This window comes from Sphingomonas sp. T1 (genome assembly GCF_902506585.1).
GTDB lineage: Bacteria > Pseudomonadota > Alphaproteobacteria > Sphingomonadales > Sphingomonadaceae > Sphingomonas > Sphingomonas aerolata.
Window position 1 is genome coordinate 3,253,684 of sequence record NZ_LR733875.1, and the last position, 14,719, is coordinate 3,268,402.

Genomic DNA, 14,719 nt, shown 5'->3' on the forward strand with positions numbered 1-14,719 from the left:
ATTTAAGTCGCCCTTTACCTGAAAAGGCTAAAGACTGTCCGCAAACGGGACAGGATTCGCCATGACGCGCAACGGGCAGCGCCTGCTACTACTGATCGACAACGAGCCTGCACAACGGCGGCTGGTGTCCGCACTGGCGTCGCGTGGCGGCTGGCGGACCGTGTTCGCGAGCGACGGCGAGATGGCGATCGCCACGCTCGGCACGCAGGACGGGATGCAGCTCGACGCGATCATCCTCGACCATTCCGCACCGCATGAGGACGCATCGGCGGTGATCGCCGAGCTGCGCAATCGCCGCCCGGCACTGCCGATCCTGATGCTGACCGCGAACGGATCGGTCGAGCATGCGGTGAACGCGATGCGCGCGGGCGCGACCGATTTTCTGGTCAAGCCGCTCGCCCCCGACCGGCTGCTCGCCTCGCTCGATGCAGTCGTCGCCGGCACGACCGCGGGCGAGCTGCGCCCGCTGACCGAGAAGATCCCCGCGCTGCTCGCGTTCGACGAGATCGTCGGCTCGTCGCCCGATTTCCGCGCCGCGCTGGCGATCGCCGCCAAGGCCGCGCGCGGCCGCGTCGCGATCCTGCTCGAAGGCGAAAGCGGGGTCGGCAAGGAGGTCGTGGCCGAGGCGATCCATGCGGCGTCGCCGCGTGCCAAACGCCCGATGATCAGCGTCAATTGCGGCGCGATCCCCGCCAATCTGGTCGAGAGCGAGCTGTTCGGGCACGAGGAAGGCGCGTTTACCGGCGCGTTCGAGCGCAAGATCGGCCGGTTTCGCGAGGCGGACGGCGGCACGCTGTTCCTCGACGAGATCGGCGCGATGCCGATCGACGCGCAGATCAAGCTGCTCCATCTGCTCGATACGGGCGACGTCCATGCACTCGGTGCGCGGCATCCGCAGCAGGTCGACGTCCGGGTGATCGCCGCGAGCAACACGACGCTGATCGACGAGGTCGAGGCGGACCGGTTTCGCGAGGACCTCTATTACCGGCTGAACGCGGTGCAGGTGACGATCCCGCCGCTGCGCGAGCGAACCGGCGACATCCCGGCGCTCGCCCGCCACCTGCTCGCGCGGATCGCGCAGCAGCCGGGGCTGCGTCCGCTTGGGATCACCGACGATGCGCTGGCGCTGCTGGTCCAATATGACTGGCCGGGCAATGTCCGGCAGATGCAGAATGCGCTCTTCCGCGCCGCGGTGCTGTGCGAGAGCGACGCGCTGACACGCGCCGATTTTCCGCAAATCGCGGCGCTCGGCAGCCGTCGCAGGCCCGAGCCCGCGACCGGTGCCGGTGCCGGTGGTGTGACGCTGTTCAGTGCCGACGGCCATCTGCGCACGCTGGAAGAGATCGAATCGGACCTCATCCGGCTCGCCATCGGTCATTATCGCGGACGGATGACCGAGGTCGCGCGGCGGCTCGGGATCGGGCGGTCGACGCTGTACCGCAAGCTCGCCGAACTCGGGATCGACAACGTCGCCTGACCCCTAAGCGACGTTGTCCTGGAGCCGGACGAAAGGCGGCGACCTACCAGAGCACGCCCTTGACCGGCTTCAGCGGCTCGGGGGCCTCGTCGCCGATCGCCTGGAGCAGGTCGATCTCGATCGTCCGGCACATCGCGTTGAGCGGCACGTCGTGGATCGTGTCCGCGAACGGATCGACGAGATCGTCGCCGATCTGAAGCACCGCGAGGAACATCAGCCCTGCGATCGTCGAGCCGATCGGGGTTGCGAAGCCGAGCGTCTCGACCAGCCCGATCGGCAGCAGGATGCAGAACAGCCGGGTGAAGAGCGTCGGGAAGAAGCGGTACTGATTGGGCAGCGGGGTGTTCTTGATCCGCTCCATCCCGCCCTGCGCATTGGCGATATCGACAAGCAGCCGTTCGAACGACGCCTGCTGGATCGTGTCGATCCAGCCATTGCGGCGGGCGATGTCGATCCGCCGCCCGGTGCCGTCGAGCAGGCCGTTGGCGGGATTGGTCCGCGCGAGCGCGAACGACGCCTCGTCCTCCGACAGGAACCGCAGGACGTCGGGCGCGACCGGCTGGCGACGGAGCTGACAGCGCAGCGCGTTCACATAGGCGATCTGGCGCAAGACGATCGTCCGCTTGAGATCATGGCCTTCGGGTTCAGGGAGCAGGTTGCGCGTCATGCGGGCAAGGCTGCGCGAGGCGTTGGTCATCAGCCCCCAGAGGCCGCGGCTTTCCCACCAGCGCTGATAGGCGGAATTGTCGCGAAAGCCGAGGAACAGCGCGAGCGCGGTGCCGAACAGCGTCAGCGGCAGCGACGGCGCGTGAAAGGGCAGGACATAATAGGTGATGGTTACCACGACGTCCCAGACAAAGAGCCCGAGCAACGGGCGCCAGACTTCGCTGAGGATCTGGCTTAGGCGCGGTGTTGCGGTAACGATCAAACGAAAGGCTCCTTGCTGACGCCTTGTCTAATGCGCGATCGCGCATTTCGCTGCAATGCGGCGATATTCCGCCCCGAACATGTGACCAGAAGATCGGCGCCGGGTCAGCCGCCGACGAGTGCGAGGTCACGCATCCCGCGCCAGACGCGCAACGCCTGAACGGTCTCGGCGACGTCGTGGACACGCAGGATCTGGACGCCGGCTTCAACGCCCTTGAGCGCGAGCGCGAGCGATCCGGCGAGCCGGTCGCCGACCGGGGCCTCGTTCGACAGCGCGCCGATCAGCCGCTTGCGGCTCGCCCCGAGCAGGATCGGGCAGCCGAGCCCGTGAAATATCGCCAGGCCGTTGAGCAGCGCGAGATTGTCGGCGAGCGTCTTGCCGAAGCCGATGCCGGGATCGACGATGATCCGCGTGCGATCGACGCCGCCCGCGACGACCGCGGCGATCCGCGCCTCGAGCCAGTCGAACACGTCGGTGACGACGTTTGCGTAGCCGGTCCGACCGTGGCCGCCCTCGCGGGGGTCGGGCGAGTGCATCAGTACGACCGGACAACCGCTGGCGGCGACGACCTCGAGCGCGCGATCGTCCCACAGCAGGGCGGCGACGTCGTTGACGATATGCGCGCCGGCGGCGAGCGTCGCCGCCATCACGCCGGCCTTGCGCGTGTCGACCGAGACGATCGCGCCGGCGCGGGCGAGCCGCTCGACGACGGGGACGAGCCGGGCGATCTCGTCGCCTTCCCAGACCGCCGCCGCGCCGGGGCGGGTCGATTCGCCGCCGACATCGATCATCGTCGCGCCCGCCGCGGCCATGTCGATCCCGGCGGCCGCGGCGGCGGCGGGGTCGTCGACATGCTTGCCGCCATCGGAGAAGCTGTCCGGGGTGACGTTGAGAATAGCGGCGACGAGCGGCTGGTCGAAGCGCAGCATACGCTCGCCGAGCGGGAGGGGCGCGCGCGGCGCGGTGATCATGGCGTGGAGATGCGCCCCGCGGTCACCCAGCGTCGCGACGTCGGCGACCGGGATCGTGCGACGCGCGCCGCGCTCGATCACCTCATAGGCGGCGAACCACTGCATCCCGCCCGCGAGCCGCGCGACGCTGCCGTCGGGATGGCCGATCGGGGTGTCGACGAACTGGACGGGGCGGAGGTGGAGGCTGGTCATGCCCCCCTTTTCCCCAAATCCGCATGCCGTTCAAACGGCTAATCCCGTTCGTCCCGTATAGGCATCGAGCACGTCGAGATGCCGTATCGAGGGGCATGTACCTCGATACGAGCCCTCGACTACGCTCGGTCTCTACTCGGCACGAACGGCAATTCGCTAGACCGTCGTCGCCAGCAAATAGGTCTGGCGGAGGTCGTCGATCGGTTTCAGCCCCTTGTCGCTCTCGTAATGCCAGAAGCTCCAGCCATTGCAGGCGGGCGCGTTCTGGAGCGTCGAGCCGAGCTTGTGGATCGAGCCGATCGTGCCGCAATCGCTGAGCAGCGAGCCGTCCGCGCGGATCGTCGCGCGCCAGCGGCGCTTGCCGTCGGTCAGCACCGTGCCGGGCGCGAGATACGCATTCTCGACGAGCACGCCGAACGCGACCTTGGGCTGCGCGCGCGGGCTCATCATCGTCGCCAGCGCGGATTCGTCGAGCGGCAGCGCGGCCTCGATCCGCTCCTGCGCCGCCTCGATATACTCGCCCTCGCGGTCGATCCCGATCCAGCTGCGCCCCAGCCGCTTGGCGACCGCACCGGTGGTGCCGGTACCGAAGAACGGGTCGAGCACGACGTCGCCGGGCTTGGTGCACGCGAGCAGGATCCGGTAGAGCAGCGCCTCGGGCTTCTGCGTCGGATGGACCTTGGTGCCGTTCTTCTTCAAGCGCTCGGGCCCGCCGCAGATCGGGAATTCCCAGTCGCTGCGCATCTGCAGCTCGTCGTTGAGCGTCTTCATCGCGCGGTAGTTGAAGGTGTATTTCGCCTTCTCGCCCTTCGACGCCCAGATCAGCGTCTCGTGCGCGTTGGTGAAGCGGGTGCCGCGGAAATTGGGCATCGGGTTGGTCTTGCGCCAGACGATGTCGTTGAGAATCCAGTAGCCGAGATCCTGCACCGCCGCGCCGACACGGAAGATGTTGTGATAGCTGCCGATGACCCAGATGCTGCCATCGTCCTTGAGGATCCGGCGCGCTTCCTTCAGCCAGGCGCGGGTGAAGCGGTCATAGGCGGCGAAGGTGTCGAACTTGTCCCACTCGTCGGTGACCGCGTCGACATGGCTGCCATCGGGGCGATAGAGTTCGCCGCCGAGCTGGAGATTGTAGGGCGGATCGGCGAAGATCATGTCGATCGAGTTCGACGGCAGCGCCTTCATGCGCTCGATACAATCGCCGCGCAGGATCTGGTCGAGCGGCAGCGCGGGCTGCACGGCCGGCGCCGTTCCCTTCTTTACCGCGCGCGGTCGCGCGATCGTGTCGATCAAACCCATGTTTTTGCGCCCCTTGTCGACCCCCATAGCTGCGGAATTGTCCGACTCCGTCAAGCAGAGTTTCATGAACGGCGCGCGCGCGCGAATCCGTCGGTGCGACCAAACGAGTCGCCGTCGCCCAGATGTTGAGTCGTGACAGACTCGCGCCTCAAGCCCTTGGGGTGTGGCGCGAAAGACTCAGCTCGTCGTTTCCTTCGCGAAAAGGCCCTCGCGCGTCAGATAGGCCGCCGCGACGGGGGCGAAACTGCGGCGATGAATCGGTGTGGGGCCATGATCGCGCAGCGCCTTCATGTGGTGCGCGCAGCCATAGCCCTTGTTCGAATGCCAGTTATATTCGGGGTGGACGTCGGCGGCGGCGATCATGATCAAGTCGCGCGTGTGCTTGGCGACGATCGAGGCGGCGGCGATCGACAGCGATTTCGCATCGCCCCCGACCAGCGGGGTTGCGGGGTAGGTCCAGCGCGGCAGGCGGTTGCCGTCGACGAGGACGTGGCCCGGCGCGTGGCCGAGTTCGGTGGCGAGCGCGTCGACCGCGAGCGTCATCGCCTTCATCGTCGCCCAGTAGATGTTGAGCGTGTCGATCTCGTCGGGCTCGACGATGCCGATACCGACGATAGCGCAGCCTTTCAGGCGCGCGCAGAGCCGTTCGCGTTCGGAGGCGGAGAGCTTCTTCGAATCGTCGATGCCGCGGGGCACGCCCTTCGCGGGCAGGATCACCGCGGCGGCGACGACCGGGCCGGCGAGCGGACCGCGACCGGCCTCGTCGACGCCGGCGACGGGGCCGACGCAGAGCTTTTCATGTTTCATGCCGGGCATGTGCGGTCTTTCAGCTGGTCGAACGGGCTGACGCCGAGCGCGTGCCCCATCGGCCCGTGCCCTGCGCCAAGCCCCGGCGGCTGCGCAAGCGCGGCGCGAACGAACGCGATCGCGCGCGCGATGGCTGCGTCGAGCGGCATGCCCTGGCCGAGCCCGGTGGCGATGCCGCTGGCGAGGGTGCAGCCGGTGCCGTGCGCGTGACGGGTTTCGATGCGGGGGTTGGTCCAGAGGGTTTCGCCGGCGTCGGTGACGAGGCGGTCGGTGACGAACGGGCCTTCGGCGTGGCCGCCCTTGATGAGCACGGCGGGCCCGAGGGCACGCACCGCCGCCTCGCCGCCGAGCGCTGCGAGTTCGGGGAGATTGGGGGTGACGAGCGTGGCGATCCGCATGAGGCGGGCGAAGGCGGCGATCGTGTCGGGGGCGGCGAGCACCGAGCCGCTGCTGGCGATCATGACCGGGTCGAAGATGATCGGGATGTGTCTGGCGAGGCGACGGTCCTCGCCGCCTTGTTCTCCCGCGAAGGCGGGAGTCCAGTCTGGGCTCCCGCCTTCGCGGGAGAACATTGACGTCAGGCGGTCGGCGACGGCGTTGGCGGTTTCTGCCGAGCCGATCATGCCGATTTTCACCGCGTCGACGCCGATGTCGGCCACGACCGAGTCGATCTGCGCGAGGACGATGTCGGTGGGCACCGGGTGGACCGCCTGTACGCCGAGCGTGTTCTGCGCGGTGATCGCGGTGATGGCGGTCATCGCGTGGCCACCGAGCATCGTGACGGTCTTGATGTCCGCCTGGATGCCGGCGCCGCCGCCTGAATCGGAGCCGGCGATGATGAGGAGTCTCGCGGTCATTGGCGGTGCCGGGCGGGGTTGGAGATCATGGGTCGGGCTATGGCATAGTCGGTGCGGTGCGGGACAGGGCCATGCCACCACCCCGGCGGAGGCCGGCGGCCAGTTGGGAACCGTTGCTGGGTGAGCGCAGCGCTTCGTTACTGCGACCTTGCCAACTGGGCCCCGGCCTTCGCCGGGGTGGTGGAGATGGGGGGGTGCTTACGCGAACCAGTCTAGTGCCGCCGGCCCGAGGCGGGTCTTTGTGGCGGGGCATCGCCGAACCGGGTCGGACGGTCGAGGAGTTCGCCGCCGCAATTGGGACAGCGCTCGTCGAGCGCGTCGGCGCAGGAGGCGCAGAAGGTGCATTCATACGAGCAGATGAACGCGCCGGGCGCGTCGGCGGGAAGCTCGGCGGCGCAGCGTTCGCAGGTGGGGCGCATCTCGAGCATCAGGCGGCGACCTTGCGGACGGCGTCGCAGATCCGGTCGACGACGCGCCCGACCTGACCCGGATCGTCGCCCTCGGCCATCACGCGGATCACGGGTTCGGTGCCCGACGGGCGGATGACCAGCCGCCCCTTGCCGGCGAGTTCGGCCTCGGCCTGCGCGATCACCGCTTTCACCGCCTCGTCGTCGAGCGGCTTGCCGCCGCCGAACCGGACGTTCTTCAACAGTTGCGGCAGGGGTTCGAACCGGTGGAGCACCTCGCCCGCGCGCGCGCCCGAGCGCTTGACCTCGGCGAGGATCTGGAGGGCTGCGACCAGGCCGTCGCCGGTCGTGGCATAGTCGCTGAGGATGATGTGCCCCGACTGCTCGCCGCCGACGTTATAGCCGCTCGACCGCATCTTTTCGAGCACGTGGCGATCGCCGACCTGGGTGCGGACCAGCCCGAGCCCTTGCGCGGCGAGATGGCGTTCGAGGCCGAGATTGGACATCACGGTGGCGACGAGGCCGCCGCCCTTGAGCCGCCCCTGCCGCGCCCAGCTTGCCGCGATCGTCGCCATCAGCTGATCGCCGTCGACGATCGTGCCGGTCTCGTCGACGACGATCAGCCGGTCGGCGTCGCCGTCGAGCGCGATGCCGATATCCGCGCCGCTCGCGACGACCGTCTCGGCGAGCGCCTGCGGTGCGGTCGAGCCGACGCCGTCGTTGATGTTGGTGCCGTCGGGCGTGACGCCGATCGCGACGACGTCCGCGCCGAGTTCCCACAGCGCGGAGGGGGCGACCTTGTAGGCGGCGCCGTTCGCGCAATCGAGCACGATCCGCATCCCGTCGAGCCGCAGGTTTTCCGGGAAGGTCGACTTGGCGAAATGGATGTAGCGCCCCTGCGCATCATCGATCCGGCGCGCGCGGCCGATCTTGCTCGATGCGACCAGCGGCACGTCGCCGTCGATCAGCGCCTCGATCGCGGTTTCGGCCTCGTCGGACAGCTTGAAGCCGTCGGGGCCGAACAGCTTGATCCCGTTATCGGCATAGGGGTTGTGGCTGGCGGAGATCATCACGCCGATATCGGCGCGCATCGACTGGGTCAGCATCGCGACCGCAGGCGTCGGCATCGGCCCGACCATCACCACGTCCATGCCGACGCTGGTGAACCCTGCGACCAGCGCGGATTCGAGCATATAGCCCGACAGCCGCGTGTCCTTGCCGATCACGACGCGATGGCGATGATCGCCGCGCAGGAAATAGGCGCCCGCCGCCATGCCGACCTTCATCGCCATCTCCGCGGTCATCGGCGATGCGTTGGTGGCACCGCGAATGCCGTCGGTGCCGAAATATTTCCTTGCCATCGTCAATGCTTTCCGTCCGGTATCGCTCTCTGGCATCGCTGATAGCGCGGTGGAACACGAAGGGCGAGCATGTCGCAGACTACACGGATACTCGCAGCGCTGTTCGGCGGCATCGGGATCGGCATCGCCGCGGCCGCCTGGTCGCCGGCCCACGCGCTCGCAGCGACGGCGGTGACCCAGCCGATCGGCGCGGCCTGGCTGCACGGGTTGCAGATGGTGATCGTGCCGCTCGTCGTCGGGCTGCTCGTCACCGGGATCGGCGCGACGACCGAGGCGGCACGCGCCGGGCGGATCACGATGCGGGCGATGGTGATGATCGTCGTCATCCTGTGGAGTTCGACGATCATGTCCGCGCTGGTGATGCCGTTGATCCTCGATGCCTTCCCGCTGCCACGCGGGCTCGGCGCCGCGCTCCGCGCCGCGCTGACCGGTGCCGCCCCGGTCGGGCCGGTGCCGGGGATCGGCGCGTTCTTCGACACGATCGTGCCGACCAACATCGTCGCCGCGGCATCGAGCGATTCGTTCCTGCCGCTCACCGTCTTCGCGCTGACGTTCGCCTTCGCCGTCACGAAACTGCCCGACGATCGCCGCCGCGTGCTGACCGGCTTCTTCCAGGCGGTCGTCGACGCCTTGCTGATCATCATCAAATGGGTGCTGAAGCTTGCCCCGATCGGCATCTTCGCGCTCGCCTACGGTGTCGGTGCGCGCACCGGGACGGCGGCGTTCGGTGCACTGCTGCACTATATCGTCTGCGTCTCGGCGATCGGCTTCATCGTCCTGCTGAGCGCCTATCCGATCGGCATGATCGGCGGCCGGGTCAGCCTGGGCCGGTTCGCGCGTGCGGTCGCGCCGGCGCAGGCGGTGGCGATCAGCACGCAGTCGTCGCTCGCCTCGCTGCCGGCGATGCTGAAGGCCTCGACCGAGCTCGGCGCGTCGCCCGCCACCGCCGGGATCGTCCTGCCGCTGTCGGTCGCGGTGTTCCGCGCGACCAGCCCGGCGATGAACCTCGCGGTCGCGCTGTACGTCGCGCACTGGCTGGGGCTGCCGATCGGGCCGGGACAGATGGCCGCGGGCGTCGCGACCGCGGCGATCACGACGATGGGATCGATCTCGCTGCCCGGCACGATCAGCTTCGTCGCCTCGGTCGCGCCGGTCGCGCTGGCGATGGGCATCCCGCTCGAGGTGCTCGGTCTGCTCATCGCGGTGGAGACCATTCCCGACCTGTTTCGTACGGTCGGGAACGTGACGATGGACACCGCCGTCACTATCTCCGTCGCGGCGCGGTCCGATCACGGCGGCGGCGCCGAGGAGATTCCGCATGAAATATCGCACGCTCGGCCCTGATTTCGAGGTTTCCGCGCTCGGCCTCGGCTGCATGCCGATGGCCGGGGTCGGCAAGGACATGTACGGCAGCGCCCCCGCCGACGAGAGCATCGCGACGATCCACCGCGCGATCGAACTGGGCGTGACGCTGTTCGACACCGCCGAAATCTATGGTCCGCTGATCAACGAGGAGCTGCTCGGCAAGGCGATCCGCGGCAAGCGCGACGGCGTCGTGATCGCGACCAAGTTCGGCTTCCGCTATGACGAGAACGGCATGACCGGCGTCGACAGCACGCCCGCCAATGTGCGGCGCGCGTGCGAGGGATCGCTCAAGCGGCTCGGCGTCGAGACGATCGACCTGCTCTACCAGCACCGCGTCGATCCGGGCGTGCCGATCGAGGAGACGGTGGGCGCGATGGCGGAGCTCGTCCGCGAGGGCAAGGTGCGCCATCTGGGGCTGTCGGAAGCCGGGCTCGACACGATCCGGCGCGCCGCGGCGACGCATCCGATCGCGGCATTGCAGAGCGAATATTCGCTGTGGGAGCGCGGGGTCGAGGACGAGATCCTGCCGCTGTGCCGCGAGCTGGGGATCGGGTTCGTGCCCTATTCGCCGCTGGGCCGCGGGTTCCTGACCGGGCAGATCACCGCGCGGTCGGACCTGCCCGAGGGCGATTACCGCCGCAACGACCCGCGCTATTCGGACGCAAACTTCGCCAAGAACATGGAGATGGTCGCGGTGGTGAAGGCGATCGCCGACACGCATGGCGCGAGCCCGGCGCAGGTCGCGCTGGCGTGGCTGCTGGCGCAGGGTGACGACATCGTGCCGATCCCGGGGTCGAAGCGCCGCGTCACGCTGGAGGACAGCATGAAGGCGGCCGACGTCACGCTGTCGGCGGACGATCTGGCGAAACTCGATGCGGCGGCGCCGAGGGGTGGCACGGCGGGGCCGCGCTATGGGGAGAAGGCGCTGTCGATGACGCGGATCTGACCGGGTCTACTGCCTTATAATCGTCATCCCCGCGGAGGCGGGGATCCAGACTGGCGACCCGTGGTCTCTTACGAACCGCAGAGTGTCTGGATCCCCGCCTTCGCGGGGATGACGGTTTGAAGGAATGATATGCCGGCGGTCCAACAGCTTACTGGACCCCGTGCATCCACTTCTTGATCAGCGGCGAGATCAGCAGCAGCAGCACGCCGATCCCCGCCGAGACCAGCCCGATCGTCCAGAAAACGCCGGCATAGGTGTCGAGGCTGACTTTGAGATTGGTCACCTGTCCGCCGACCGTCTCGACGCTGGCGACCTGCGCGACGATGCCCGCGACATATTGCGCGACCGAGATCGACAGGAACCACACGCCCATCATCAGCCCGACGACGCGCGCGATCGACAGTTTGGTGATCATGCTGAGCCCGACCGGCGAGATGCAGAGCTCGGCGAAGGAGTGGATGAAGTAGAGCCCGGCGAGCCACCAGATCGCGACCTTGAACGTCGGCCCGACCATGCTCGCGCCCCAGACGAGGAACAGGAAGCCGACGCCGACGCCGATCAGCGCGATGCCGAACTTGACCGGGATCGACGGCTCGATGCCCCGGGCGGCGAGCTTGGTCCACAGGATCGACATCACCGGCGCGAGCGCGACGATGAAGAACGCGTTGAAGAACTGCGTCTGCCCGGCCGAGATGCTGAACAGGCCGAACACGCTGAGATCGGTGTTGCGATCCGCGAACAGCGTGAGGCTCGAGCCTGCCTGCTCGAACAGCGTCCAGAACACGACGTTGAACACGATCAGCACCATCGCCGCGAGCATCATCTGGAACTCGCGCCGCTCGCCATTGACGAACGACCAGATCAGGATGCCCGGCACCGCGACCAGGAACGTGCCGAACAGCAATTTGCCCATCAGCGACAGCGAGACGATGTAGCCGATGATCCCCGATCCGGGCACCGGCGGCTCGGCGTTCATCAGGTTGACGAACAGCAGGTAGAAGATCGGGATGCCGAGCAGCGCGAGCGCATAGATGCCGAGCGCGCGATCGGGGCCGCTGCGCACCGGCGGCTCGCCATATCCGTTGAGTTTGCCGCCATCGAACTGGATCAGCGTCCACGAGAACAGCATGCCGATCGCCGCCAGCCCGAAGCCCGCCCACCAGCCGAACGCGACCGCGAGGAACGGGCAGAGCAGCTGCGAGAAGAGCGAGCCGAGGTTGATCCCCATGTAGAAGATCGTGAACCCGGCATCGCGGCGCTTGTCGCCCTGCGCATAGAGCTCGCCGACCATCGTCGAGATGTTGGGCTTGAAGAAGCCGTTGCCGACCGAGATCATGCAGAGTGCGAGCAGCATGATCGTGACGTAGAAGCTGCTGCGTTCCGCGCCCGATTCAAAGCCGCCCTTCTCGACCGTGCGCGCGGTCGATCCGTCCGCCGCGAGCAGCGAGACGGTGCCGTCGTCGTTACCCTTGATCTTCAGCTTGTTCGCGCCGTCGACGAGGTAGCGGACCTCGCTGTCGGCCTGCTCGACGACCTGGATCTCGTAGCGCTGGTTGGCGATCGTCGCATAGGGCTTGGCGGTCTCGCCGCCGAAGCAGAGCAGCAGATAGCCCATCGCCATGATGATCGCGCCGAACTTCACCGCGCGCTTCGAGCCCAGATACTGGTCGGCGAGATAGCCGCCGACCAGCGGCGTCAGATACACCAGCGCGGTATAACCGCCGTACAGCCCGGTCGCCTCGCGATCGCCGAACACGAAATGCTTGGTGAGGTACAGCGTGAGCAGCGCGCGCATGCCGTAATAGCCGAAACGCTCCCACATCTCGGTGGTGAACAGTCGCGCGAGCTGGCGGGGATGGCCGAACCACGTCTCCCCGCTGGCGGGGTTCACATGGGTGATATCCGGCTCTCGCGGCGTATCCGCGGTCGGGGTGTCCACCATCTTTTACGCTCCCTGAAACGCTGGGCCGCCGTCGAACGCGGCGGCTTCATTGCGGCCTTACCTAGCGGCAAAGCCGGGACTGTAAATATCGGTGGCCGCGGGACCGCCTGCTAAATCGCGGATGCGGCTGTAAATTGCCGCGCCCCGTGCCTATCTGCGGGGCGATGTTCAACGACACTTCCAGCCCGCTTTCGCTGCTCGCGACCCGCCGTTCGGGCAAGCCGCGCGACCTCGTCGCGCCCGGTCCCGATGCCGACCAGCTTGCGCAGATCCTGGCGATCGCGGCGCGCACCCCCGATCATGGCAAGCTGGCGCCGTGGCGGTTCGTGGTGGTCGGCCAGGACCAGCGTACCGCGCTCGCCGCGCTGATCATCGATGCGTACCGCGTCGAGAGGCCGACCGCGTCGCGGACCGAGATCGAGGCGCTTGACCAGTTCGCGCACCAGGCCCCCGCGCTGGTCGTCGTGCTGTCGTCGCCCAAGCCGAGCCACATCCCCGTGTTCGAACAAGAATTGTCGACCGGGGCGGCGTGCATGAACCTGCTCCACGCGGTCCACGCGCTGGGCTTTGCGGGCGGCTGGCTCACCGGCTGGCCGAGCTATTCGGACACGGTGCGCGATGCGTTTGGCGAGGGTCATGAGCGGATCGCCGGGTTCCTGTTCGTCGGCACGCCGTCGCGCCCGCTCGACGAACGGCCCCGCCCCGATATGGAACGTGTCGTCTCGCGCTGGCGGCCCTAGGACTCGACGAAATGGCCAATTGCTGTATTAAGGCAGCATGACAGCGCTCAGCAGCGAAGACAGCCCCGTATATCTCCGCCTCCGCGCCACGATCGCCGCCGGGATATTACGCGGCGACTATCGCGCGGGTGATCAGCTGCCCTCGGTCCGTGCCTTTGCCGCCGAGCACGGCGCCAATCCGCTGACCGTCGCCAAGGCCTATCAGACGTTCCAGGACGACGGCTATGTCGAGGTCCGGCGCGGCGTCGGCATGTTCGTCCTGCCGGGGGCCGCGGAGGCCCTGCGCGTGGCGGAACGCGAGACGTTCGTCACCACGCACTGGCCGCGCATCCTCGGGCATATCGACCTGCTCGGCCTCGACGCGCGCGACCTGCTGGCGCACGAGCGGGCCTGAGCCGCCCCGCGGGGTGATCCCGAGCGGCGGGTGACTCAGAACAGATTCAGGGCGGCGATGTCCTCGACGCTCAGGTCGATCCCGAACAACAGGCTCATGCGGATCCGGTAGACGCGCGGGTCGGTGATCTCGCCGCTCGCCGTGTCGGTGCCCGACCGCCGGCGATAGGTGCGCCCCATCAGCGACGCGAAACCGTTGGGCAGGACGATGCTGGCGATCGCGGTCTGCGTGAAGCGGCTCGCGGGCGCGGTCGACGTCCAGTGATTGCCGAGCAGCAGATCGGCATCGAACACCTCGGCGATCGTGAAGCTGTATTGCGGCTGGAACCCGCCGCTCGCGCCGCGTCCGTCGGTGGTCATCGGATCGCCGTCGCGCAGCAGCATCCAGCCCTGTTCGCCGTGATCGCGGCTGGTCGCCTCGAGCCGGAAGCGCGCGCCATCGGGCGCGGTCGCCTCGGCACCGTCGGCGAGCGGGAGCACGGGCGTGTAGCTGCCGCCGAAGCCGGTGTCGGCGATCCAGGCCTGGCCGTCGATCGTCACCAGCGAAAAGGTGTGCGTGAGCGGCGGCACTTCGGTTGCGGCGATCCAGACGCGCGCCAGTACCGGGCGGGCGGCAAAGCCGAGTTCTGTGAGCGCATCGAGGAACAGCCGGTTATGCTCGAAGCAATAGCCACCGCGGCGCGCGCTGCTTGGCTCTGGATCCTGACTTTCGTCAGGATGACGGGGGTGGGTCCGCCCCGGCGGAGGCCGGGGTTCAGGTGGTGAGGTCGGCGTAACTGGGCGCGGTCCGTCATCAGCGGCGTTTCGCAACTGGGCCCCGGCCTTCGCCGGGGTGGAGTTTCGGGAGGGGCGCGGGGTTATTGCGGCGTGCTGGGGTCGCGGCGCGCGCTGCTTGGCTCTGGGTCCTGACTTTCGTCAGGATGACGGGGGTGGTTCCCCGGCGGAGGCCGGGGTCCAGGTGGTGAGGTCGGCGTGACTGGGCGCTGTCCGTCATCAGCGGCGTTTCCCAACTGGGCCCCGGCCTTCGCCGGGGA

14 protein-coding genes are annotated in these 14,719 nt (G+C 68.0%); 5 read left to right on the forward strand and 9 right to left on the reverse strand.

Annotated features, from left to right (window positions below):
• Positions 1 to 61: 61 nt before the first annotated feature.
• Positions 62 to 1,477 (forward strand): sigma-54-dependent transcriptional regulator, encoded by a 1,416-nt coding sequence (locus tag GV027_RS14825; RefSeq protein ID WP_159512332.1) that lies wholly within the window; start codon positions 62 to 64, stop codon positions 1,475 to 1,477.
• Between the two features lie 43 nt (positions 1,478 to 1,520).
• Here GV027_RS14825 and GV027_RS14830 read toward each other — a convergent pair whose 3' ends face one another.
• The 7 genes from GV027_RS14830 to glmM form a co-directional block, all read right to left on the reverse strand.
• A complete protein-coding gene (locus tag GV027_RS14830; RefSeq protein ID WP_031396098.1) occupies positions 1,521 to 2,405 on the reverse strand; it encodes a bestrophin family protein in 885 nt (294 codons plus the stop codon).
• A gap of 104 nt (positions 2,406 to 2,509) precedes the next feature.
• A complete protein-coding gene (gene folP / locus GV027_RS14835) occupies positions 2,510 to 3,568 on the reverse strand; it encodes a dihydropteroate synthase (RefSeq protein WP_159512333.1) in 1,059 nt (352 codons plus the stop codon).
• A gap of 156 nt (positions 3,569 to 3,724) precedes the next feature.
• Complete coding sequence (locus GV027_RS14840) at positions 3,725 to 4,867, reverse strand: site-specific DNA-methyltransferase (protein ID WP_037531642.1); 1,143 nt, start codon at positions 4,865 to 4,867, stop codon at positions 3,725 to 3,727.
• 177 nt (positions 4,868 to 5,044) lie between these two features.
• A complete protein-coding gene (locus GV027_RS14845) occupies positions 5,045 to 5,683 on the reverse strand; it encodes a ribonuclease HII (RefSeq protein ID WP_159512334.1) in 639 nt (212 codons plus the stop codon).
• A complete protein-coding gene (gene thiD / locus GV027_RS14850) occupies positions 5,671 to 6,531 on the reverse strand; it encodes a bifunctional hydroxymethylpyrimidine kinase/phosphomethylpyrimidine kinase (RefSeq protein ID WP_159512335.1) in 861 nt (286 codons plus the stop codon). Before thiD ends, GV027_RS14845 begins: the two co-directional genes overlap by 13 nt.
• Before the next feature lie 212 nt (positions 6,532 to 6,743).
• Positions 6,744 to 6,959, reverse strand: a complete 216-nt coding sequence (locus GV027_RS14855) for a DUF1272 domain-containing protein (protein WP_031439763.1) — start codon at positions 6,957 to 6,959, stop codon at positions 6,744 to 6,746.
• Positions 6,959 to 8,299, reverse strand: coding sequence for a phosphoglucosamine mutase (gene glmM, locus GV027_RS14860; protein ID WP_056673574.1), 1,341 nt, complete (start codon positions 8,297 to 8,299; stop codon positions 6,959 to 6,961). The genes GV027_RS14855 and glmM overlap by 1 nt, the downstream gene beginning before the upstream one ends.
• Before the next feature lie 69 nt (positions 8,300 to 8,368).
• Between glmM and GV027_RS14865 the strand changes: the two genes are divergently transcribed.
• Together GV027_RS14865 and GV027_RS14870 are read left to right on the forward strand one after the other, a co-directional pair.
• Positions 8,369 to 9,643: a dicarboxylate/amino acid:cation symporter gene (locus tag GV027_RS14865; RefSeq protein ID WP_056673571.1), complete on the forward strand. Its 1,275-nt coding sequence runs from the start codon at positions 8,369 to 8,371 to the stop codon at positions 9,641 to 9,643.
• On the forward strand, positions 9,618 to 10,610 hold the full coding sequence (locus GV027_RS14870; RefSeq protein WP_159512336.1) for an aldo/keto reductase: 993 nt from the start codon (positions 9,618 to 9,620) through the stop codon (positions 10,608 to 10,610). The genes GV027_RS14865 and GV027_RS14870 overlap by 26 nt, the downstream gene beginning before the upstream one ends.
• A gap of 148 nt (positions 10,611 to 10,758) precedes the next feature.
• On the opposite strand, the gene GV027_RS14875 is transcribed toward GV027_RS14870, so the two are convergent.
• Complete coding sequence (locus GV027_RS14875) at positions 10,759 to 12,552, reverse strand: peptide MFS transporter (protein WP_159512337.1); 1,794 nt, start codon at positions 12,550 to 12,552, stop codon at positions 10,759 to 10,761.
• Positions 12,553 to 12,716: 164 nt separating this feature from the next.
• Here GV027_RS14875 and GV027_RS14880 point away from each other — a divergent pair, with 164 nt between their 5' ends.
• Together GV027_RS14880 and GV027_RS14885 are read left to right on the forward strand one after the other, a co-directional pair.
• Positions 12,717 to 13,292, forward strand: coding sequence for a nitroreductase family protein (locus GV027_RS14880; RefSeq protein ID WP_031394567.1), 576 nt, complete (start codon positions 12,717 to 12,719; stop codon positions 13,290 to 13,292).
• A 37-nt stretch (positions 13,293 to 13,329) separates the two neighbouring features.
• Positions 13,330 to 13,686, forward strand: a complete 357-nt coding sequence (locus tag GV027_RS14885) for a GntR family transcriptional regulator (RefSeq protein WP_031394568.1) — start codon at positions 13,330 to 13,332, stop codon at positions 13,684 to 13,686.
• A gap of 35 nt (positions 13,687 to 13,721) precedes the next feature.
• Here the strand turns inward: GV027_RS14885 and GV027_RS14890 are convergent, their stop codons facing one another.
• The gene (locus tag GV027_RS14890) at positions 13,722 to 14,495 is read right to left on the reverse strand and encodes an arylamine N-acetyltransferase family protein (protein ID WP_236559245.1); all 774 of its coding nucleotides are present in this window, start codon (positions 14,493 to 14,495) and stop codon (positions 13,722 to 13,724) included.
• Positions 14,496 to 14,719: the final 224 nt, after the last annotated feature.